The organism is Bernardetia sp. (assembly GCF_020630935.1).
In the GTDB taxonomy this organism is placed as follows: domain Bacteria; phylum Bacteroidota; class Bacteroidia; order Cytophagales; family Bernardetiaceae; genus Bernardetia.
This window is the reverse complement of record NZ_JAHDIG010000071.1, coordinates 1-22,450: the sequence shown is the minus strand read 5'-3', so window position 1 is coordinate 22,450 and position 22,450 is coordinate 1. Positions and strand designations below refer to the sequence as shown.

Genomic DNA, 22,450 nt, shown 5'->3' with positions numbered 1-22,450 from the left:
TTACTGATTACTGATTACTGATTACTGATTACTGATTACTGATTACTGATTACTGCAAAGAATCTTTCAATATTCTAAATTCGATGGCTGGAGAAATTTTTTCATATAGCGTGTTATAAACAGCTTTAACTACTGGCATATCAACTTTGTGCCTTTTAGTAACTTCATACAGTCCTTTTACAGCATAATAACCTTCTGCTACCATTCCCATTTCAATTTGTGCAGATTTTACGGTGTAGCCACGTCCTACCATATTTCCAAAGGTACGATTTCTACTAAATTGAGAATAAGAAGTTACAAGTAAATCTCCCAAATAAGCAGAAGCATTTATATCTCTTTCCTCTAAAGGATAGGCTTTATCTAAAAAGCGTTTGGCTTCTTGTACAGCATTTGAAACCAAAACAGCTTGAAAATTATCGCCATAGTTTAATCCACGAGCCATTCCACACGCCACAGCTACAACATTTTTAATAACTGCACAGTATTGAATGCCATTCAAGTCGGGGTTGGTACGACATTTTATATAGTGTCCTCGCATCAGTCTTGCAAATTTATCTCCCTCATATTCATCACCTCCAATAGTTAGGTAGGCTTGTCTTTCTTGAGCTACTTCTTCGGCGTGGCAAGGACCAGCAATGCAGAGCAATTTGTCAGAAGGTACATTAAATTTTTTCTCTACATATTCTGTTACCAAAACATTTTCTTCCAAAATCATTCCTTTAATAGAAGAGATAATGACTTTATCTTTGAATATGTTAGGTTCTAGTTTTTCTAACACATCAGGAATAAATGCTGATGGAACAGCCAAAACAATATATTTTGAATCGGCAATAACAGCTTTTACATCATTAAGAGGTGTAATTTTGTCAATGTTTAATAAAGCCGAACTCAAATAACGTGGGTTTCTATGATTTTTACGAATAAAATCAATGTCCTCCTTCGAACGCATCCACCAGTTGATACGAACGTTGTTTTCGGAAAGCATTTTTACGATAGCAGTTGCCCAACTGCCACCACCTAATACACCAATACGCACAGGCGCACCACTATCTGAAAAACCAAAAGCTGCCAAATCAAGTTGTTTTTATGAAAAAAATAAGAAAAAAATAGAATAAAGTAAGAAAAAAAAATACGTTATTCTAAGTAGTAAAGAACGTGGTTTTTTATTATTCTACAAAATGAATCAAACCCATTTTTTGAGAAAACATCAAAATTATAAAATTTATTTCCAACAATTTCAACAGCTTTGTGTTTTTCAAAAACTTAATAATTTGTATTTTTACCTATATAAAAAAATTATTTGGAAACCTTACTTGACACTACTATCAGCAACTACACAGACTCTGACAGCACAGCAGCTTCTCGCAAACAAGACCATATTGAACTCGCTTTTGAAGCTCAAGTTTTTAAAAACCAACTAGATAATCGTTTTTATTATGAGCCTGCACTGGCTGCACACCCAAAAAAAGAAGCTGAATCTTTTGAGTTTTTAGGAAAGAAAATGAATGCTCCACTGTGGGTTTCTAGTATGACAGGAGGAACAGAATGGGCAAAAATTATTAATCAGAACTTAGCAAAAGTTTGTGGAGAATATAAATTAGGGATGGGCTTGGGTTCGTGTAGAGCCTTACTGACAGACGATGAATGTTTGCCAGATTTTGATGTGAGAAAATTTATGGGAGACCAGCCTCTTTATGCTAATCTTGGCATTGCCCAACTAGAAAAACTCATAGAAACGAAACAAACCAAAAAAATAGACGAGCTTCTAAAAAAATTACAAGCCGATGGACTCATTATTCATATAAATCCGTTGCAAGAATGGCTACAACCCGAAGGTGATAGATTTGAAAAAGCTCCATTAGAAACTATTAGAGAACTCTTACAAACAGCTACTTATCCTATTATCGTCAAAGAAGTAGGGCAGGGATTTGGAAAACAAAGCCTTGAAGAACTTTTAAAATTGCCACTTGCAGCCGTAGATTTTGCAGCCAGTGGAGGAACAAACTTTGCCCTTTTAGAACTCAAACGCAGTAGTGAGTTGTCTCAACATTTGTTTGAGTCTTTGGCACACATCGGACACAGTGCAGAAGAAATGGTAAATTTTTGTAATGAAATAAAACAAACTAATAAAGAAATCAACTGCAATCAGATTATTATCTCTGGAGGAGTAAAGACATTTTTAGATGGTTATTATTTAACAGAAAAAATAAATTTTGATGCTATTTACGGACAAGCCTCTGGTTTTTTGAAGCACGCTAGAGGAAGTTATGAGGAATTACAAGCCTACACAGAAGGACAACTGAATGGTTTGAAAGTAGCCAAACAGTTTTTGAAAGTTAAATAACTCATGAAAATTGAGGGGAAATACTTCCCCTTATTTTTTTACTCTTTTTTATAAATGCCTATGAAAACTGTATTTACTGTTTTGTCATTTTCAGTATTTATATCCCAACGCTGTGTAACGCTATCATCGTCGTTTTTTGTCCAAGTAATCTGATGATAATACTTTCCTTTTTTGCCTTCTAAAAGTTTGCTTCTCAAGACCATCACACCTTCTTTTTTGAGCTTACCTTTCAAGACTAAATTTCCTCCGTTATTGTCTAGCCATAATTGATTCCACGTAGAATCGGCTTTGTTGTAATAATTATAACTTCTGCCTGTTGTGCCTCCTGCTCCTCGCCAGTGTTCATTCAAAATACAGTTATCTTCTAGTTTGACAATAGTATTTTTGCCTACTTCTGTTCCTGTGGTGTCATAAACTGTCCAATCTCCTTCCCAAAAATCAAATTGTTTGTATTCTTCAAGACAGCAAGCACAAGGTTTTTTCATTTGGGTAGAGTCACTTTGGGCAAATGAAGAATATGAAATAGAGAATAGAATAAGTATTAGGAAAAATATTTTTTTGCTAGTAGATATGGTTTTCATAATTGAAAAATAATTTGAGTTTATGATTTGATTTTTTTTGTAAAAGATACTCAAAAAAAACAGCTATAAATTAGCTTTACTCAATAGATTAACCTACTTTAAAACTTTCAGATTCTTTAGTGTTATATTGAAATACATTTAGTCTTTATTGTTTCTTTAGATAGAAAAACGTATTTTGTAGGACTGTAACATCTGAAAATTAGGTTTTCTTCATTAATTTTGCACAATACAAACAAGACTTACAAAATATTTATGAATACAAATACTACTCTGACTGTCCCTAAAAATATTCCAGAAGAAGTCTCTACGGCGTGGTTGAAAAGCCTAGAGTTGGCTAAAGAAAGAGATGTGCCTAAAGATGTTCAGAAAAATATTGAAACATACTATAAGCATTTCGACCAAAAATATACAGAGGCACTCGTTGAGCATATTGTTGCACCTATGTCAGATTATTATTATCGTCCGAAGTTTGTAGGTTTTGAAGAATTGGAAGAAAGAAATAATCCAGAGCGTCCACTTATTTATTTCAGTAATCACTCTGGAATGGCTTTTCCGTGGGATGGAATGGTTTTTTTGGCAGAAATATTTAGGCAGTTTGGTTTCAATAAAAAAGCTATTCGTCCGTTGGTTGCACCTATGCTTTCTCAAACGGCACTTATGAATCCGTTTGGAACGTATAATTTATGGAAAAAAGTAGGAGGAATTGATGCTACGACACTCAATTTTGAAACCATGATGAATTGTAATGACTATAATGTTATGATTTATCCAGAAGGAGTGCCAGGCATTGGAAAAGGATTTAATAGAAAATACCAAGCGCAGCGTTTTTCCACGTCTTTTATCCGAATGGCTCTTAAATACAAAACGGATATTGTGCCTTTTGCCACTGTCAATGGGGAATATATCAATCCTCATACATATAGTATTCCTTGGGTAAATAAAATTATACAAAAAATAGGTGTTCCATTCTTGCCATTAGGACTTATTACTATACTTGTTCCTATTTTTCCTTGGGTTTTTTATACAGGTTTTCCAGCCAAACTAACTTATGTGAAAGGAAAACGTATTAATCCAGCAGCACTTTTAGACAAACCAGCCGAAGAAGCTACACAAGAAGATATTGTCAAGATTAGAGATTATGTAAGAGATGAGTTTCAAAAACTTTTGGATGATTCAGTAGAAAAATATGGAGAAAAGCCATTTAATTGGAAAGATTTAAAACAAGCCAACAAAGGAAAAGAAAAACGAGGAAGCAAAATTCGTTTCTTTCCTTACCTCACACCTATTGGCTGGCCTCTTCTTTTTAGTGAGTTTGATAGAAAATACAGAAAATATGAGCAAAATGGTAGAAAAGGAAAATTTGAATTACGCATGCGTAGAAGAGACTTCATTCCACTGCTTCTCAAAAATTTGATTACAATTTGCTATTTCATTCCTGTTTTGGGTTGGATTCCTCTCATTATTCGTGGTTATTCTAAGCCAAAAGGAGAAAAGTAGTTTTATATTTTATTTTTTATGGCGAAATTTGTAGAAATCTTTAAAAATAGAACCCTATAGTTCAGCCTTTGAAAAAACTTCTACATTTTCTTACTCTCTTAGTGGTAATGCTCATTCTATTCAATCAATTAGGTTATTGGTTGGCGTATGAAGCTATGCACTCACAGATAAAGAGAGAAGTAAGGAAGCAATTAGTAGAAAAAAATGAATTGGAGTTTATAACGATTCCTACAAATCAAGAAAGTGTTAGCCTTTCATGGATAAAACCTAAAAAAGAGTTCAAATACAAAGGCAATTTATATGATGTTTCCTCTCAATATCAGAAAGGAGACAGCACTTATTTTTTAGTGTATAATGATAAAGATGAAAAAAGGCTTTATCAGTCGTTTGTATTTCAACTTAGTGAAAACAAAAATCCATTTCATCAAAGCACACCTGTTTACTCATTTACAAACTTCATAAAAGAAGCTCTGATTTTATCAGAATTTAATTTAGAATGTTATTTTGATTTTATTTTAAATAGTATTGGTATTCAAAGTAAATATTCTTTTTCTTTGAAAGAGTTTAGCTTTTCTCCTAACTCTCCTCCTCCAAATATTTTCATTTTTTCTTGAATTAAATTAAATATTATCTGTAAGGAAAAGGCATGCCTTTTCCCTTCAAACATTGCTCGTGTTCTCACTAGCGATATATTCTAATAAAAAAATGAAAACAAATTATTTCAAAATCATATTTTGGATGGTTTTGGGTGCTTTATTTTGTACTCAAAATTATGCCTATTCTCAATTTATAGAAGTCTTAGATGCTTCTAACCTTCGTCCTTTGGAGGGAGTTTCTATTTATAATAGCGAACAAAAATCAGTTATTACCAATACTCGTGGCAAGGCAAATTTAGATAGCTTTGCAGAAAGTGATACATTATATTTTCGCTATTATGGTTATGAGAATAAAAAACTCATTAAGTCAGAAGTAGCTGGAATGGTTCTCTTGTCTGAAAAGATTTTTGAAACAGAACAAATAGTTGTTTCAGCAAATAAATGGGAACAAGACAAAAAAGAAATTCCTAATGAAATTGTAAAGGTTTCACAGAAAGAAATAGCTTTCAATAATCCTCAAACTTCGGCAGATTTGCTCGGACAGACAGGGCAAGTGTACATCCAAAAAAGCCAAATGGGTGGAGGAAGTCCAATGTTTAGAGGCTTCAATGCTAATTCTGTCTTGATTGTCGTTGATGGTGTCAGAATGAATAATGCCATTTATCGTTCTGGAAATCTTCAAAATATTATCAGTTTGGATGCAAGTGCAATGGAAGAAGTGGAAGTTATCTTTGGGCCAGGTTCGGTAATGTATGGAAGCGATGCGCTTGGTGGTGTAATGGATTTTCATACTAGAAAAGCTCGTTTTGCTACAGAGAAAAATTTGCTTGTAGGTGGAAGTGGATTTGTGCGTTATGCGTCTGCTAATCATGAAAAAACAGGAAATTTGACTTTAAACATTGCAGGTAGAAAATTAGCCAGTTTGACTACATTTACTTTTACAGATTTTGATGATTTGCGTGTGGGAAGTCAGCGACCAGACAAAGAGGGCTATCAAGATTGGGGAAAAAGATTAGAATATGTAGAAAGAGTAGATGGAAAAGATAGTGTTCTTACCAATTCAAATCCACTCATTCAAAGACAAACAGGCTATTCACAATGGAATTTGATGCAAAAATTTACCTATCAGATTTCAGACAATTTACAAGCAGAATATGCTCTTCATTATACTTCTTCGTCTGATATTCCTCGTTATGACCGTTTGATTCAGCGCAGAAATGGTAATTTACGTTTTGCAGAATGGTATTATGGTCGTCAGTTTTGGCTAATGAATTACGGAAAACTCACTTGGTTTGCAAATAAAAAGGCTTTTGATGCAATGCGTTTGATAGTTTCGAATCAGCAAATAGAAGAATCTCGCCACAATCGTAATTTTGGTAAGGATTGGTTGGGTTCACGTACAGAAAAGGTTAGCATGACTTCGTTTAATCTTGACTTTGATAAAGACGTAAAAGGAGATAAGAAGCATCAACTTTTTTATGGATTAGATATAAATTACAATGATGTCAATTCTTCTGCTATTCAAACGAATATTGTTAGTAACGAAACACATCCGTTAGACACTCGTTATCCAGATGGAGGAAGCACTATGCTAATGGCAGCAGCTTATTTGAATTATAAGTGGAATATTTCTGAAAAACTCACAGCAACTGCAGGTACACGTTACACTCAAATTATGACAAAGGCAAAATTTGAAAGCAAAGAATTTTATGATTTTCCCTTTGATGAAGCCAATGTAAATACAGGAGCGTTGAATGGAAGTGTAGGACTTGCTTACCGTCCAACAGAATCTTGGCAACTCAACTTAAATCTTTCTTCTGGTTTTCGTGCGCCCAACGTAGATGATTTGGGGAAAGTGTTTGATTCTCAACCAGGTAGTGTAGTTGTTCCTAATCCAAATCTTTCACCAGCCTATACGTACAATGCAGAAATTGGCATTGAAAAAACGTTTTTTAATCGTGTAAGACTTTCAGCAACTGGATATTATACAATTCTCAATGATGCGATGGTTCTTCGTCCTTCTACTTTCAACGGACAGGATTCTATTGTCTATGATGGTGTTTTGAGTGGGGTAGTTTCTTACCAAAATACAGATATTGGCTATATTTACGGATTGAGTACAAAACTTGATGCAGCTATTACAGACAAACTCAAATTCAATACGACATTTAATTACGTTTATGGATTTGATGATGTAGCAGAAATTCGTTTGCCAGACACGCCACCTGCTTTTGGTTTAGTATCTTTGCAGTATAAAAACAAACGTTTTAGAGTAGAAGGTTTTGTAAATTATCAGCTTCGAAGTGAAGATTTTGATAAACTTTCTCCAGAAGACCAAGGGGATGCTATTTTTTATCCAGAGAATTTTATTCCTTCGTGGTGGACGCTAAATCTTCGCTCTAGCTACCAAATCAATAAGGTGTTGAGCGTAAATGCAAGTGCAGAAAATATTTTAGATAAATATTATTTGCCGTACGCTTCTGGAATCGGTGGAGCAGGACGAAATTTTATTTTGGCTTTGAGAGCTAATTTTTAGAATCAAAAACACATATATGTAGGGATAAGGCTTGCTAGAGTACTGAACATGAGATAAAAAGTTGTTGGTGTCGCTACGCTAAAACACCAACGAACGGTATTTCCCCCCTGTTCTGTGGCTCACAGAACAGTAAATATCTATTGATGTCCAGTACTCTAAAGGCTTGCCTTATCCTTATTTTAAAACAGAGGAAAATGCAAAATTACCATACATTATTACAGACAATTTTAGAAGAAGGAACAGACAAATCTGACCGAACAGGCACAGGAACACGCTCTATTTTTGGCTATCAGATGCGTTTCAATCTCCAAAAAGGGTTTCCTCTTCTGACAACGAAAAAAGTCCATTTCAAAAGCATCGTTCACGAACTGATTTGGTTCTTACAGGGCGATACAAATATCAAATATTTGAAAGAAAACGGTGTTTCGATATGGGATGAGTGGGCAGATGAGGATGGAAACTTGGGTAGAGTGTATGGCGCACAGTGGAGAGATTTCGGAGGAATAGACCAAATTAAAGACCTTTTAAATTCGTTAAAAAATAATCCAGATTCTCGTCGTATGATTGTCTCGGCTTGGAATCCTGTGGATGTTCCTCAAATGGCGTTGCCTCCTTGTCATACGCTTTGGCAATGTTACGTGGCAGATGGAAAACTTTCCTTACAACTCTATCAGCGCAGTGCAGATGTTTTTTTAGGTTTGCCCTTTAATATTGCTTCGTATGCACTTCTGACACACATGTTGGCGCAAGTAAGTGGACTGGAAGTGGGTGATTTGATAATGACTTTAGGCGATGCACATCTCTATAAAAATCATTTTGAACAAGCTAACTTACAACTCACAAGAGAGGAGAGAGAGCTTCCAACTTTAGAACTCAATAAAGAGATTACGTCTATTTTTGATTTTAAGTATGAGGATATTGTTGTTAAAAACTATAATCCACACCCTGCTATCAAAGCTCCTGTGGCTGTATAGTTCTCAACTAAAACTGCCATTTTGCCTTAGTTTTTAGACAGAAAAAAGAAATTAAGGCTTGGTACATCACTTGCAAACAAAATTATAAACAAAACCAGTTTCGACTGGTTTTACCTATTTATAGCATAGCATGAAGGTTATTTGTTTCATAATGACCTTTGTTTTTAGTTTGATAGTTGTTATTGATTGGATGAATACTGTCAATCTGACACTTTTTTATTGTTATAGCTATTTATTCTTTCTAATTTTGCTATTCGAAATCACTAAAATTATATACATTTTTTGAAAAATATTAAAGTACCGTTTACAGAAGAAGACATTCCTCAAATAGATTTGGAGGAGTTGGAAAATGCAGCCAGTCAGCTTGAAGAAGATTTACCAAACGAATTACCGATTTTGCCTGTGCGAAATACGGTTTTGTTTCCTGGAATTATTATGCCCATTACGGTAGGGCGTGAAAAGTCATTGCGCTTAATAAAAAAAGCCTATCGAAACGAGAGTTATATTGGTGTAGTTTCTCAGAAAAATTTGAGTGAAGATGAGCCTCAACACTCAGATTTACATTCTATCGGAACGCTTGCCAAAATTGTCAAGAAAATTACGATGCCTGATGGCAACACTACGATTATTGTACAGGGAAAGCAACGTTTTGAGCTTCACGAAATTACACAAGACGAACCATTTTTAATTGGAAAGGCTACCTATCTGACAGATGTTTCGTTAGATGAAGGTTCATCTAAAAAGAGTGATATTCGTAAGAAAGAGGCTTTAATAGAATCTATCAAAGAAGCTGCCTTCAAAATTTTGCAGCTTAGTTCGGATATTCCACCAGAAGCACAAATAGCATTAGAAAATATTGAGAGTCCCAACTTTTTAATCAATTTTCTTTCAGCCAATACAAATGTAGAAGTAAACGAGAAACAAAAACTACTTGAAATTCCTAAAGTAATGGATAGAGCTGTGCAGCTTTTAAAGATTATGCACCGTGAGATTCAGCTTTTGGAGTTGAAAAGTGATATAAAAGAAAAAACAAATTCAGATTTAGACCAGCAACAGAAAGAGTATTTTCTTCGCCAACAAATCAAAACTTTGCAAGACGAAATAGGCGATGAAAATGGTAAGGATGTAAACAGATTGTACTTAAAAGCTGAGGAAAAACAGTGGACTGATGCTACTAAAGAATTTTTCTTAAAAGAAGTTGAGCGTTTTTCTCGTATGAATCCCGCTGCCCCCGACTACTCTATTACACTTTCTTATTTAGAGTTTATGTTGGATTTGCCTTGGGAATTTACCACAGAGGATAATTTAGACCTGCAAAACGCAAAAAAGATTTTAGATAAAGAACATTACGGACTGGAAAAAATCAAACAACGTATTTTGGAATATTTGGCTGTTTTGAAGCTCAAAAATTCTTTAGATAGTCCGATTTTATGTTTGTATGGTCCTCCTGGTGTGGGAAAAACGTCTTTAGGAAAGTCTATTGCAACGGCTTTGGGTAGAAAATATATGCGTATTGCTTTAGGTGGAATGCATGATGAATCTGAAATTAGAGGACATCGTCGTACCTATATTGGAGCTATGCCAGGTAAGATTATGCAGAATATCAAAAAAGCAGGAACATCAAATCCAGTTTTTGTATTAGATGAGATTGATAAGGTAAGCAGCGATTTTCGTGGCGACCCTTCTTCGGCACTTTTGGAGGTTTTAGACCCAGAACAGAACGATACTTTTGTAGATAATTATTTGGAAACAGAATATGATTTATCTAAAGTATTATTTATTGCTACGGCAAATTCATTAGATACCATTCAACCTGCGTTGCGTGATAGAATGGAAATTATAGAAGTTTCTGGCTACACGATTGAGGAAAAAATAGAAATTGCCAAACGTCATTTAATAGCCAAACAGCGAAAATCACATGGCTTACAAGCAAAAGATGTTAGTTTTACGGTGGAAGCCTTGCGCTTTGTAGTAGAAGGTTATACAAGAGAATCTGGTGTTCGCAACTTAGAAAGACAAATAGCTTCTATTTGTAGAAGTGTTGCAAAATCTGTAGCGATGGAAGAGAAATATCAGAAGAAAATTACGCCAAAAGAAGTAGAAAGAATTTTAGGAAAACCTTCTTTTGATAAAGAACTCTTTGAAGAAAACGAAACAGTTGGTGTAGCTACAGGACTAGCTTGGACACAGTTTGGAGGAGAAATTTTATCTATTGAAGCAAGTTTGAGTAAAGGAAAAGGTAAAATAACCCTTTCTGGGCGTTTGGGCGATGTGATGAAAGAATCAGTTAGCGCAGCACTTTCTTATTTGAAAGCCAATGCAGAAGATTGGAATATTGAACACGAACTTTTTGACCAATACGATTTACATGTACACGTACCAGCAGGAGCAGTTCCAAAAGATGGACCTTCAGCAGGTATTACGATGCTAACAGCGATGGTTTCGGCATATTCACGCAGAAGAGTAAAGAATCAGTTAGCAATGACTGGAGAGATTACGCTTCACGGAAAAGTATTGCCTGTTGGTGGAATTAAGGAAAAAATCTTGGCAGCCAAACGTGCAGGAATTACAGAAATTGTGATGAGCAAACGCAACCAAAAAGATATAGAGGAAATTGAAGAACATTATATCAAGGGCTTGAAATTCCATTTTGTAGAACGAGCAGGACAAGTATTGAACCTTGCTTTAGTAAAAAATAAAGACAAGACAGCTAGACCTTTGGAAATTCAAGAAGTTAGTCCAAGTAAAAAGTCAAGCAAAGAAACCAAAAAAGTTAGAGTAATTCCGACATCTCCAAAGGGAAAAAGTGGTAGTGTAGGAGTTTAATTTTGTTATTTTTAGTTGCTCGTGGAGACACGAGCAACTCTTTTACAGATAAAAGTATGAAAGTAACCATCATAGATTATAAGGCAGGGAATGTTCGTTCTGTGGACTTTGCCTTGCAGCGTTTGGGAATTAATGCCACTTTGAGTGCAGATAAAGAAGTATTGCAGTCGTCTGATAAAATCATTTTCCCAGGGGTTGGGCACGCAGAATCTGCTATGCAGCAGCTCAAAAATGTAGGTTTAGACACATTTATTCCAACACTCAAACAGCCTGTTTTGGGAATTTGCTTAGGAATGCAACTCCTTTGTTCACATACAGAAGAAGGAGATACAAAAGGACTAGGAATTTTCAATACAAAAGTAAAACAATTTCAACCTACCAGCCACACCGATAAAGTTCCTCACATGGGTTGGAATACTACACAAGATTTAAAAGGTCAGCTTTTTGATAGTAATTTGTTTAACAAAATAAATCAATTTTATTTTGTTCATACCTATTATGCAGAGCTTTGTGAAGACACAGTAGCCACTTGTGATTATGTGTTACCTTTTTCGGCTGCCCTACAGAAAGATAATTTCTATGCAGCACAGTTTCACCCAGAAAAAAGTGCAGAAGCAGGAGAAGAGCTTTTGAAGAATTTTTTGAGTGTGAAGAATTAGCTAAAAAAATATGACAGTGCGATCTCTTCTTACAAGGAAAGTGTCTAGTCATAATGTGATTACTTTTATATTAAATGAAGAAAAAACTAACTATTCTAGTTTTAATAATAGGCATTTTTTCAATAGCTCTTTTATACTCCTATTATAATTATCAATTTTGGAAACATTTTAAAACAGATAATTTTGAAGCACTTGTAGAATATGAGGGTAATAGTATCAAGGGACTAAGAGGCAGACAAATTCTGATACACCAAAATTTTGAGAAATACATGAAGCAAATTGATAAGTATGCTTCTGATAGTGATATTGAATTGATTATTAACCAAGGTTATAGGTCTGATAAACAAACTGTAAGTAATGCAGTCGTAAAACCAGTAAAATCATCAAATCATTTAGCTGGCTTTGCAATAGATTTCAATATTAAAAATAATGGTAAAAAATACCTTTCAACAGATTTAGAAAGAGACAAATTAGATAAACTGCCAGACAATATTCAACATTTTATTAATGAGATACGTAAAAACAAAGATTTAAGATGGGGTGGCGACTTTAGAAGAGAAGACCCTGTTCATATTGATTATCCTATAAATATAAAAAGTAAAAGTAACTGGAGAGAATTTAGCAGAGCTTGTGCTTTGGATTATTCAAATAGAATCCCAAAGTGGAAAGTATGGAAGTGATTATTCGTACAACAAAATAATTAAATACTAAAGTAAAAAGACTGAGATGAATGATGAACAAAATAGAAATAATCAAGAAACTACATATTCGTATTGTTTGAGCTATTCGATGCTTAATATTAAACGTTATAGTAAAAATAGACTAGAAATTCTTGAAAACTAAATTTCTTCGGAATCCTTACTTTGTTTTTTTTACTCACTCATTACAAACAAGCGAGAGCCTCTCTGTAACAGGTAAATAAACTACTCAAAATTGCTTTTTTCGTCATTAAAACTCAAAAAATGAATAAAATTTCCAATGTAATACTACTTACTTTTCTTTTTTGCCAGTCTGTAATTGCTCAAAATCATAGAGACTTCCCTTCAACACTAAATTACTTTTCACAGGGAGATAATATGATTTCTAATCAAATTTGTAGTGAAACAGAAGTAAAACATAGAGAGGTAGTTTCAGAAACTTTTGGTAAAGAATATTATTGTAGTGGAAATATCCATGCTGAGGGAGTACTGAAAAAAACAACATCAAGAGAGGTCTCTTATCCTAAGGAAGAAGTAATGACTGAATATGTTAGAGATGGGGAGTGGAATACCTATTTTGACTCAACTACAAAAGTACTTAGAAGTAAGGGAAGCTATCAAGACGGAGAAAAGCATGGAAAATGGATTGTATATTCGGAAGATGGAAAGGTTTTGTACAACATTGAGTATTCAAATGGTTATCTAAAGTCTAAAATTTTTACAGATAGAAACGGAGAAAGAAAAACAGTATTCCAAAGAAGTGAGATGAGTTTATTTGCAACACAGTACAAAACTTTATTAATATTAGGAGGAATATTACCAATAGTTTTACTCAGAATAAGTTGGAATATCTTGACATACAACAAAATACATAAAACTAATTATATTCCTATGCTTCAAAACTTTCAAGAAGGAGGTTTTTTGGTAAATATTTATTCTACATTTACATTTTGGTGGTTTATTAAAAAAGGAGACGAAGAAGGTGTTAAAAAATACAAACGTATTGCTAATGTAGTTTCTGTATTTTCAATCATCTGTCTTGCTGTTTCACTATTTTTTTTGAGGCATGTTTAGCCATCTTTGGTGTTTTCTCTCAGCTGCTTTACAGAAAGGTAATTTCTATGTAACGTGAAATCGGAATTATATTCATTGATTATCAATGAGTTATGATATTCTTTTAAACTTCGGTACTGCCCTTTGGGCTGACCTTAATTAAAAATAGGTCAGCCTCGTTAGAGCAGACCGAAAATAGTTTCTGTAGTGTATAGAGAAGCATTTAAGATTGGTTTTTAATTCCGAGTTCACATTATGTAGTACAGTTTCACCTAGAAAAAGTGCAGAAGCAGGAGAAGAGCTTTTGAGGAATTTTTTGAAGGTATCGTAATCTATATTTTTCTATCATAAAATTAATTATATAGAAAGTGGGAATGTATTATAATATTGAGATAAAAAATGATAAATTGGGATATATTAAGTAGTTAGCTGGTATAATTTTGTTATTTTCAAAAGCTAGTGCAATTTTATAAAAAGTTGAATTTTAACTTTGTCAAGGGTCTTTTCGAAGAAAAAAACAGACCTTGACAATAGTTTTTATAAACTAAATTGTACTACTCAACTACTTAATTTCCCAGAATCTTTATCATATTTTTTTGAGCAATTAGGTGGATATGGTGAAAAGAGTATTGTTGCTCAAATAGAATCTATTTTAGATATTGACCTAAGTATTTTTCAAAAAACGTATCATCCAGAAATGGAATCTGATGGCTTTTGGATTGATATAGAAGAGCTAATCAATAAATTGGAAGAGTTCGAAAGTAAAATAAAACTTAATCAAAACTATTTTTCCAAAGTTATCTTGAAACCGATAGATGATAGAAGAAAGCAAGTTAAACTAGACTTTGAAAACTTAGCTAAATACCAAACGGAAAACCCATTATCATTATATCCAATCGATAATGGAATAATTACAGAGAAAAGTTTAATGGATTCAATTATTGAGTTAATAACCATCATTAGAGAGTTAAAAGCTAAGGGAGAAAATCAAATTAGATTAGTGTATAGTTGAATGTATTATACAATTTTTCTTTATCAAGAATGAAAACCTACCTTAAAGAACCCATTTCCATAGCTCCTTTAGTGAGTTTCCGAATTTTATTTGGATTGCTTATTTTTTTTAGTACTGTTCGATTTTGGTACTTGGGTTGGATAGAAAAGCATTATATCAAGCCTGTTTTTCACTTTAAGTATTTTGGTTTTGAGTGGGTTGAGCCTTTGAATGTTACTGGAATGTATGCCGTGCATGTAGTTTTATTACTAGCTAGTTTGGGCGTAACATTTGGTTTTTTGTATCGTCTTTCAGCAGTTGCATTGTTTCTGACTTTTACCTATTGTCAGCTTATTGACCTTACCTATTATCTGAATCATTATTATTTTGTGAGCTTGATGGCATTTTTGCTCATTTTTGCACCTGCTCATCGTTTTTATTCTATTGATTATCTGATTTTTAGGAATAAGTCTTCTGCTGTGAATTTCTCTGCCGTTGTGGGTGTCCCCATCAACAATCACTTTCTAACTTCTCGTGTGTGGGTTCTAATTTTCCAATTACAGCTTGCCATTACCTATTTTTATGCTGGGCTCGCAAAAATTAATTCGGAATGGCTTTTTGATGCTATGCCTCTCAAAATTTGGCTTCCTCCTCATTACGATATGCCTCTTTTGGGTTTTCTGATGCCTTATGAAGCGACAGCGTATATTTTTTCTTGGACTGGAATGCTTTATGATTTACTCATTCCTTTTGCTCTTTTTTATAAAAAAACACGTATTTGGGCATATTTAGCAGTTATTGGTTTTCATTCTATTACAGGATATTTGTTTCAAATTGGTGTTTTTCCTGTGGTGATGATTTTTCTTACTCTAATTTTCTTTGAAGCAAAATATCACGAAAAAGTATTGAATTTTATAAGTACACTCATATTTTCATTATTCAAAAAATCAAAATCAATAAAGTATTTTATATTTCATTCTTCGCCGTTGCTGGTGTCTTTACCAATAATAAAAAATATAGGCTTGTATGCTTTGGGAGTTTATCTAGCTTTTCAGATTTTATTTCCTTTTCGTTTTATGCTTTATGCTAGTCAGCCATATAATGAAACACTTTTTTGGAAAGAAGAGGGCTATCGCTTTTCTTGGCGTGTGATGCTGATGGAAAAGTCGGGCAGTGCGACTTTTTATGTTGGGAATCCAAATACTGGAAGAGAGGGAGTTGTTGATAATAGTGAATTTCTGAATCGCCATCAAGAGAAACAAATGTCTTTTCAACCTGATATGATTTTACAGTATGCTCATTTTTTAGAAGAACATTACAAAACAAAAGAAAACCCCAACCCTATCATTAGAGCTGAGGTATATGTAACATTGAATGGGCGCAGAAGCCAGCTTTTCTTTGACCCAAATCTTGATTTAAGTGAAGTTAAAGATGGGTTTTCAGAAAAAGATTGGATAAATTCTTTAAAATAGTAACGATTTACAAATTGAACCAATATGAAATTTTTGCTACAACAGCACGGTTTTTAGACCCAAAAGTTTCAGGTAAATAATTTTCTGAATACACTAAGAAAAAGTCTGATACAGGTTTAAAACGCCATTGAAAACGAGCATTCAAGTTTACATTATCAGCTTGGGTATTGTATTGCATAAAGGTGGTGAGGAACAAACTGCGAGTGAAAGAAACATCCAAACGAGGACTAATTATCCAAAAACTAGCATCATTGTAGCCTTCAGGCAAATCAATAGTATTGTGGTCAAAACTAACTGAAATCTGTCCGTAAGGTTGAAAACGGTAACGAAATGTTCCATCTATATTGAAGCGAGTACCTCTAAAATAACTTCTATAGGCTGCCGATCCATAATAGTTGAAGCGTTTACGAGAATCTGAAGAATAGTAAATGTAAGCCCCAGTATTGTTAAATTCTTCTCCCTCTTCAAATTCTTTTCCTCCAGAGTTGGTAGGGTCAAATGAAAAGAAGAGATAAGTATAATCGCTAAATACGCCTGCTCCCATCTCGCTCGTATTGAATAAATTTGCATTGTATTCAAAAGACATGTTTCTATCTGTCATTTTCCAGTCCATGTCAAAATATGTATTAAAATAAACATGAAAATTGTGGCGTTGAAACTTTCCTTTTTTTGGATAAATATTGTAGCCAGCCCAGTCTTCAAAACGATATAAGCCTCTGCGAAGTACAAAACCAATATCATTTATATTATAATTTTTCCCTACAATCTCATGATTCCAAGCTGCATAAAATTTGCGAGTGTTGTATGCCAAGAAAGCAGCATGAGCAAATGTTCCTTTGGTGTGGTTAGGCAAAAAAGCATGATGGTAAAAAATTTTACCTCTCCATTTACTGTCAGAAGATTGGAGATTGTAGTCTAAACCTGCCATTCTAGTATAAGGCTTATGTGAGTTTTCTCCCCCCATTTCTTGGCGATTGATAAAAATACCTGCAATATTTGAACGAGAAAAAATCTGTCGTTGGAAGGCTGCAACTGTATAGTTGTTACTGATAATTCCTTTTTCTTTATCTTGTCCTGTTTGGATGTTTAACAGTCCAACACGCCAATCTTTATTGACTTTTCCACTTAGTCTAGCCCCATATAAAATTGGGTTCTGTACAATTTGATTGGTAATAGTATCTTTGGCAATACCGACACGACGAGAAAAAAAAGGTCGCATTCTGCTAAAACCAAAGTTGGCAAATAGGTCACTGTTTTCTAAGAAAAACTGTCGTCGTTCTGGAAAAAATATTTCAAAACGGCTAAGGTTTGTAACTTGCTGGTCTACTTCTACTTGTGAGAAATCTGGGTTTACAGTCAAATCCAAATTCAAAGAAGGTGTAACAGCTATTTTTGCATCTCCTCCAATATTTCCACTTGTTTTATAGGGTGTGTTATCAATATTGTCTTTTGTTGCTGAGCCAGCAAGATATGGAATGACAGAAATATTCGAACCTGCTTTTTTAAGACTCTCATCAAAGAGCAGTTCTCCAGTAAAAGCAAGAGAAACCGTTGAAAATTGAATAGGAACAGGTACCCATACTGAAACTTCATTGCGGTAAGCATCATTACGAGCAAAGTTGATTTTCCATTTAGATTTGTCTTTTGGATAGCGTAATGTTTTGAAAGGAATTGCAATTTCACATGTCCAAGAACCATCTGGTAAATCTGAAACAGCACTATACCATTTATTATCCCAGTTGGAAGCATCTCTATCTCCTTCAAAAATAAGTCCTTCAAGCTGTGCTCCTACTGGAGAGACTGTAAAATAGACTCCATTTAAGCCATCTCCGAAAGGGTCAAGATTGACAGTGAAGTTGTCATTCTCTCCCCAATCATAATCTCTTCGCATAGAAGAAACAATATAATTTTGCTTTGGATTTCCCTTACATATTGCAGCGACATAAAAATAATTTTCATCATAAGCGACACGAACTTCTGTTTGAGATTGAGCTATAAGTGTATCAGTAGGAAAGTTTTGTGTAAAACCACTAGCGACTTCTGAGGTCTGCCAAATTTCTTCATCCAATCTACCATCTATTCGGAGAGGTGCTGTCTTGCGTGCTGCAATGTGGTGAGATGAAGTAGAAGTAGAGTCTGTATTGTTCTCATTTACAATGGTTTCTGTTGGGTTGGGAGTGGTTTGTGAGAGTGCAGTAAAGCAACAAAATAAAAATAAAAATAGTGTGTAGATGTGTTTCATCAGAAGAAAATAATGGTAATTATAAAGGTGTGTGTGTTAAATTTAAACAAAAATACGTAGGCAAAACAGCAATGCTTGGGAAGAAATTCAAAATCAAATTTTCTTTAAGAGAATTTAATATAAGAAGGTAAAATATTTTTTTTCTTTAAACCTTTTTAAAAAACTATCGTTATACATACTGAATTTTTAAACGAGAATAATACTATCTCATTTAAGTCTATAAAAGTAGAGACAAGAATATATAATTGATATAGCATAAATTAAAAATTTTGTAACTCTTTGTGTAGAAAAGAAATTTTTTTTCTTAACTTTGTTTTAGAATTTTTGAGATAATTTTTTTATATAATTTATTTTTTAATCAACTATTTTTATTATGAATACCAAAATTTCTGTATTTTTATTTGCCCTTTTATTATCTTGTACAACTATATTTTCTGCATGTAGCCCTTCTGAAAGAAGAGAAGCGCAAGCAGAAGTAAATGAGGAGATGACAGAGGCAAACAATGCAATTGACGAAGCTAGTGCTGAATTTAAGCAAGAACGCATGGAGTTCAAGCAAGAGTGGAATACTAAAATGGCAGAGTGGGACACTCGCTTAGAAGAATTAGATGCTAAAATTGAAGCTCAAGGCGATAAAGTTTCTGCCGAACTTAGAGAAGAGCGTCAAGAACTTGCTAACGAATATGCAGAGTTTAAAGCAAACATGGAAAATGTGGAAAACAAAACAGAAGCTGAATGGGCTGAATTTAAAGCTGACGTAAATACAACAGCTAACAAAATTGCTACTGATGTAGATAATGCATTGAAAAATATTGATGTAAATGGTGATGGCAAATAATCTCCTTAAATATTAATTCAATAAAATCTGTTTTTATGAAGAGTAAAAACAGATTTTTGTATTTTACAAATTATTTAATTTTTTAGATTTAACTATTTTTTATTATGAACACTAAAATATCTCTATTTTTAGCTGCCTTATTTATTTCTAGTTCTTCACTTTTCTTTTCTTGTCAGTCTACAGCTGAAAAGAAAGATGAGGCTGCTGAAGAAGTAGCAGAGGCAAAAGAAGAACTTGCTGAAGCTAATGTCGAATATGCAAAAGCCAAACAAGAGTGGAAAAACGAAATGAACTTGAAAATGGCAGAGTGGGATGCTCGTTTAGTAGAGCTAGACAGAAAGATTGAAGAAGGAGGAGATGCTATTTCTGCTGAAATGAAAGAAGAACGCCAAGAGTTGGCAAACAATTACCAGTCATTCAAAACGGAAGTAGAACAAGCTGAAAACAAAACTGAAACAGAATGGGAACAGTTTAAAGCTGATGTAAACAAGACTGCAAATCAAATTGCTACTGATGTAGATAATTTCTTTGACCGTATTGATGCTGATGGCGATGGAAAATAATCAAAAACTTTTGAAATAAACATAGGAACGGATTTGGGTAGAAAATACTCACGTCCGTTTTTTTATGCTTAAAATTCTTTTCCATGTGTCAAACTGACCACCTTACGAGCCACAGCAGGAACATGTTTAAAAGTATTCACTAAAAACTCACTAGATGTTCGTCCTCCAAAAAAATGCTGAACCGTTCTGCCAGCTTTCAAACGCAACTGAAATTGCTTGTTCCAACTTTTTTGATAATTTGATTTTAAATTGTTGAAATTAATCTGATTTTCAAAGTAAAGTAATAGTAAATCACTTAAAATTTTGGAACTATGAAGAGCCATTGCCATTCCATTTCCACAAAGAGGTGTTATCATTCCAGCAGAATCGCCACACATCAGAATATCGTCTTCAATGAGCTTTTTAGGAGAAAACGAAATTTGATTGATAATTTCTGGTTTTTCGTATAAAAATTCAGCTTCTTTCAATATTTTACTAAGAAATGGATTTTCTGTAAAAAGCTGTTTTTCAATATTTTCTACTTTTTTAAAGTCAGTCAGATTGTCTTTGTGCGAGAGATAACAAAAACAAAACTTATCGTCTTCTATTCTTGAAATTCCACAGTAGCCACGCCAAAAATTGTGTAGTGCAATGACATTACTTGGTATCAAATCCGTTTTGATATGGTATTTTACGCCAATGTAGGGAAAGTTTTTGTTTGAAAAATTTCGTTGAAGTTTGTTATCTAAATTACTGCGTTTTCCATAACTTCCTATCACAATTTGGCTTTTAATATTTCCTTTTGAAGTTTTTATTAAAAACGTATTTTCATTATTTGTCTTTTCATTCAATTTATCGTTAATCATTAATAATTCATTATTCTTTTGTATTTCTTTTACAAACGTTCTTTCCCAAATTTTTACGCCTTCTTTTTTTGCTACTTTTGAAAGTTCATAATCTAAGGTATAACGACTAATTCCGAAGCCACCTAAAGGTAAATCTAATTCTAATTTGTTTCCAGAAGGAGAGGTAAGCCAAAATCTATCTAAAGAAACTGCTCCAAAATCAAAAGGGTTTACACCCAATGATTTTACATAGCCTAAGGCTTCATTAGAAATATACTCTCCACAAACTTTATGAAATGGATAAGTATTTTTTTCAACTAAAATTACTTCTATGCCTTTTCGTGCTAGTCGGATGCTAGACGCTAAACCTGCCAAACCTCCTCCAACAATAGTAACTTGTGTTGTGGTTATCTCTTTTGTTTTACTCATTTTTTTGTTTGTTGTATCAGAGCTATCTTAAATCTATTCTGCCATTAGGAGAGTTTTGAATAAAAGGCACATTGCGAGTAGGCATTATGGAAGCATATTTTTTTAGGATATTGGTTTCCTGTTTGATTCTAGTAACCTCGTGTTCAGAAATAAAAACTTTGTGTGTTGCTTCGTTTTCTGTTGTAATTACAAGGTGATAAAAGTCTTCTTTTTTATTGAATAGAAAAGAGTTGGCTAGGCAAGAGAAAAAATTGGCTCTCTTTACTTCTATTGTTTTTATCTCTTCTTTTGGGATAATGACTTCTCCTTTTCGTCCTTGATTAATAACAAAGTTACCAGAGTCTAATATTAAGTATTTTTGCTTGTACTTATTTTTTCCTATTATTATTCCAACAATAATTGCAAAACATCCAAATATAGTGAACAATGTACTTCCTGTAAAATAACTAGGAAGAGTTAAAATCCCACCAATAAGTGCGTAAAAACCAGTATAAATGCTAGAAGCTTCTGATTCTTTGACAGTTATAAAACGAAAGAAAGCAAGTCGGTCTAACCTTTCTGTTCTTGTTTCTTTGTCCATTTTGACTATCTCCTGCTTAGGAATTTCGCTTAAAGTATAGGTTTGGTTGCAATGCCTTCTCCCCATATACTCCCACGAGTCTGCCAAAAAAGCAGATTTACAACTAGCACAAATCACAACTCTGTCCCCTTCCTGCAATACATCACCAGTAATGGGGTCAATTCTATTTTGTGTTAAAAAATCGCTGTGTTTTTCTTTTTCTAAGGTGTGAATGGTCATTTTTTATGTTGGATTTTTTTTCTTTAAAAAAACAATTGCAAAAGCTATAAAATGTAGTACTACCCAATTCTGCTTTTTTAATTCAAAATGTACTAAAAGAGCTTTCAATCCATCTAGCCAAGCATTAGAATGCTCAATAACTGTTCTTTTTTTATAGAGTTCTTCATTAAAAAGAGGTGTTTCGCTTTGATAAGATTCTTTATCTTGATGTTTTGAATTATTACTCAGATTTGGTTTCTACATTAGGAAATACATTTTTTTATTACAAGCTTCTCTAAAATTCTCCAAATCAAATCTAGGGTCTGCATTCAAAAACAGACCTTCTAAGTCAGTGTTTATTTCCTTCAAAATAGTACATAACTCTTTAAAAGAGCTTGTGTTTCAAACAAATTGTGGTTTGTGTTTCTTGAGGAATAGAGATTGCAAGAATAATGCTTTTGTGGCTATCAAGGATAAAAAAAGTATTGCTTATTTTATAATAGGGTAAACGCACGAAAAAAGTATTATCTTTCTTCTTTTTTTGCCTTA

18 protein-coding genes are annotated in these 22,450 nt (G+C 33.6%); 13 read left to right on the top strand and 5 right to left on the bottom strand.

Annotated features, from left to right (window positions below):
* Window positions 1-49: 49 nt before the first annotated feature.
* Window positions 50-1,072 carry an NAD(P)H-dependent glycerol-3-phosphate dehydrogenase gene (locus QZ659_RS16820; RefSeq protein WP_291727583.1) on the bottom strand — a complete coding sequence of 341 codons (1,023 nt, stop codon included), beginning with the start codon at window positions 1,070-1,072 and terminating at the stop codon, window positions 50-52.
* A 228-nt stretch (window positions 1,073-1,300) separates the two neighbouring features.
* Here QZ659_RS16820 and QZ659_RS16815 point away from each other — a divergent pair, with 228 nt between their 5' ends.
* Complete coding sequence (locus QZ659_RS16815) at window positions 1,301-2,344, top strand: isopentenyl-diphosphate delta-isomerase (protein WP_291727581.1); 1,044 nt, start codon at window positions 1,301-1,303, stop codon at window positions 2,342-2,344.
* A 38-nt stretch (window positions 2,345-2,382) separates the two neighbouring features.
* Here QZ659_RS16815 and QZ659_RS16810 read toward each other — a convergent pair whose 3' ends face one another.
* Window positions 2,383-2,925 carry a hypothetical protein gene (locus QZ659_RS16810; protein ID WP_291727579.1) on the bottom strand — a complete coding sequence of 181 codons (543 nt, stop codon included), beginning with the start codon at window positions 2,923-2,925 and terminating at the stop codon, window positions 2,383-2,385.
* Between the two features lie 252 nt (window positions 2,926-3,177).
* Between QZ659_RS16810 and QZ659_RS16805 the strand changes: the two genes are divergently transcribed.
* From QZ659_RS16805 to QZ659_RS16760, 10 genes are all read left to right on the top strand, one after another.
* Window positions 3,178-4,422: a 1-acyl-sn-glycerol-3-phosphate acyltransferase gene (locus QZ659_RS16805; RefSeq protein ID WP_291727577.1), complete on the top strand. Its 1,245-nt coding sequence runs from the start codon at window positions 3,178-3,180 to the stop codon at window positions 4,420-4,422.
* Window positions 4,423-4,490: 68 nt separating this feature from the next.
* On the top strand, window positions 4,491-5,036 hold the full coding sequence (locus tag QZ659_RS16800) for a hypothetical protein (RefSeq protein ID WP_291727575.1): 546 nt from the start codon (window positions 4,491-4,493) through the stop codon (window positions 5,034-5,036).
* Window positions 5,037-5,127: 91 nt separating this feature from the next.
* Window positions 5,128-7,554 (top strand): TonB-dependent receptor, encoded by a 2,427-nt coding sequence (locus tag QZ659_RS16795; RefSeq protein WP_291727573.1) that lies wholly within the window; start codon window positions 5,128-5,130, stop codon window positions 7,552-7,554.
* 194 nt (window positions 7,555-7,748) lie between these two features.
* Window positions 7,749-8,528, top strand: a complete 780-nt coding sequence (locus tag QZ659_RS16790) for a thymidylate synthase (protein WP_291727572.1) — start codon at window positions 7,749-7,751, stop codon at window positions 8,526-8,528.
* Window positions 8,529-8,810: 282 nt separating this feature from the next.
* Window positions 8,811-11,354, top strand: coding sequence for an endopeptidase La (gene lon, locus QZ659_RS16785; RefSeq protein ID WP_412728045.1), 2,544 nt, complete (start codon window positions 8,811-8,813; stop codon window positions 11,352-11,354).
* Between the two features lie 2 nt (window positions 11,355-11,356).
* Window positions 11,357-12,013, top strand: a complete 657-nt coding sequence (gene hisH, locus QZ659_RS16780) for an imidazole glycerol phosphate synthase subunit HisH (protein ID WP_366935873.1) — start codon at window positions 11,357-11,359, stop codon at window positions 12,011-12,013.
* 74 nt (window positions 12,014-12,087) lie between these two features.
* Window positions 12,088-12,693: a M15 family metallopeptidase gene (locus QZ659_RS16775; RefSeq protein WP_291727570.1), complete on the top strand. Its 606-nt coding sequence runs from the start codon at window positions 12,088-12,090 to the stop codon at window positions 12,691-12,693.
* A 282-nt stretch (window positions 12,694-12,975) separates the two neighbouring features.
* Window positions 12,976-13,785 (top strand): toxin-antitoxin system YwqK family antitoxin, encoded by an 810-nt coding sequence (locus QZ659_RS16770; RefSeq protein ID WP_291727568.1) that lies wholly within the window; start codon window positions 12,976-12,978, stop codon window positions 13,783-13,785.
* Between the two features lie 469 nt (window positions 13,786-14,254).
* Window positions 14,255-14,776 (top strand): hypothetical protein, encoded by a 522-nt coding sequence (locus QZ659_RS16765; RefSeq protein WP_291727566.1) that lies wholly within the window; start codon window positions 14,255-14,257, stop codon window positions 14,774-14,776.
* A gap of 29 nt (window positions 14,777-14,805) precedes the next feature.
* Window positions 14,806-16,227 carry an HTTM domain-containing protein gene (locus tag QZ659_RS16760; RefSeq protein WP_291727565.1) on the top strand — a complete coding sequence of 474 codons (1,422 nt, stop codon included), beginning with the start codon at window positions 14,806-14,808 and terminating at the stop codon, window positions 16,225-16,227.
* Between the two features lie 7 nt (window positions 16,228-16,234).
* Here the strand turns inward: QZ659_RS16760 and QZ659_RS16755 are convergent, their stop codons facing one another.
* Window positions 16,235-18,469 carry a DUF5916 domain-containing protein gene (locus QZ659_RS16755; protein WP_291727564.1) on the bottom strand — a complete coding sequence of 745 codons (2,235 nt, stop codon included), beginning with the start codon at window positions 18,467-18,469 and terminating at the stop codon, window positions 16,235-16,237.
* A gap of 373 nt (window positions 18,470-18,842) precedes the next feature.
* Here QZ659_RS16755 and QZ659_RS16750 point away from each other — a divergent pair, with 373 nt between their 5' ends.
* Together QZ659_RS16750 and QZ659_RS16745 are read left to right on the top strand one after the other, a co-directional pair.
* Window positions 18,843-19,307: a hypothetical protein gene (locus QZ659_RS16750; RefSeq protein WP_291727563.1), complete on the top strand. Its 465-nt coding sequence runs from the start codon at window positions 18,843-18,845 to the stop codon at window positions 19,305-19,307.
* A gap of 104 nt (window positions 19,308-19,411) precedes the next feature.
* On the top strand, window positions 19,412-19,870 hold the full coding sequence (locus QZ659_RS16745; protein WP_291727561.1) for a hypothetical protein: 459 nt from the start codon (window positions 19,412-19,414) through the stop codon (window positions 19,868-19,870).
* Window positions 19,871-19,938: 68 nt separating this feature from the next.
* Here the strand turns inward: QZ659_RS16745 and QZ659_RS16740 are convergent, their stop codons facing one another.
* Entirely contained in the window at window positions 19,939-21,123 is a 1,185-nt protein-coding gene (locus QZ659_RS16740) for an NAD(P)/FAD-dependent oxidoreductase (RefSeq protein ID WP_291727559.1), read from the bottom strand.
* Window positions 21,124-21,145: 22 nt separating this feature from the next.
* Complete coding sequence (locus tag QZ659_RS16735) at window positions 21,146-21,922, bottom strand: DUF308 domain-containing protein (protein ID WP_291727557.1); 777 nt, start codon at window positions 21,920-21,922, stop codon at window positions 21,146-21,148.
* Between the last annotated feature and the right edge of the window lie 528 nt (window positions 21,923-22,450).

What these genes read in the sequence shown, in the direction of transcription:
- QZ659_RS16810 (WP_291727579.1), bottom strand. Translation starts at nt 2,925, where the DNA reads ATGAAAACCATATCTACTAGCAAAAAAATATTTTTCCTAATACTTATT.
- QZ659_RS16805 (WP_291727577.1), top strand. Translation starts at nt 3,178, where the DNA reads ATGAATACAAATACTACTCTGACTGTCCCTAAAAATATTCCAGAAGAA.
- QZ659_RS16795 (WP_291727573.1), top strand. Translation starts at nt 5,128, where the DNA reads ATGAAAACAAATTATTTCAAAATCATATTTTGGATGGTTTTGGGTGCT.
- QZ659_RS16790 (WP_291727572.1), top strand. Translation starts at nt 7,749, where the DNA reads ATGCAAAATTACCATACATTATTACAGACAATTTTAGAAGAAGGAACA.
- QZ659_RS16775 (WP_291727570.1), top strand. Translation starts at nt 12,088, where the DNA reads ATGAAGAAAAAACTAACTATTCTAGTTTTAATAATAGGCATTTTTTCA.
- QZ659_RS16770 (WP_291727568.1), top strand. Translation starts at nt 12,976, where the DNA reads ATGAATAAAATTTCCAATGTAATACTACTTACTTTTCTTTTTTGCCAG.
- QZ659_RS16760 (WP_291727565.1), top strand. Translation starts at nt 14,806, where the DNA reads ATGAAAACCTACCTTAAAGAACCCATTTCCATAGCTCCTTTAGTGAGT.
- QZ659_RS16755 (WP_291727564.1), bottom strand. Translation starts at nt 18,469, where the DNA reads ATGAAACACATCTACACACTATTTTTATTTTTATTTTGTTGCTTTACT.
- QZ659_RS16750 (WP_291727563.1), top strand. Translation starts at nt 18,843, where the DNA reads ATGAATACCAAAATTTCTGTATTTTTATTTGCCCTTTTATTATCTTGT.
- QZ659_RS16745 (WP_291727561.1), top strand. Translation starts at nt 19,412, where the DNA reads ATGAACACTAAAATATCTCTATTTTTAGCTGCCTTATTTATTTCTAGT.
- QZ659_RS16740 (WP_291727559.1), bottom strand. Translation starts at nt 21,123, where the DNA reads ATGAGTAAAACAAAAGAGATAACCACAACACAAGTTACTATTGTTGGA.
- QZ659_RS16735 (WP_291727557.1), bottom strand. Translation starts at nt 21,922, where the DNA reads ATGACCATTCACACCTTAGAAAAAGAAAAACACAGCGATTTTTTAACA.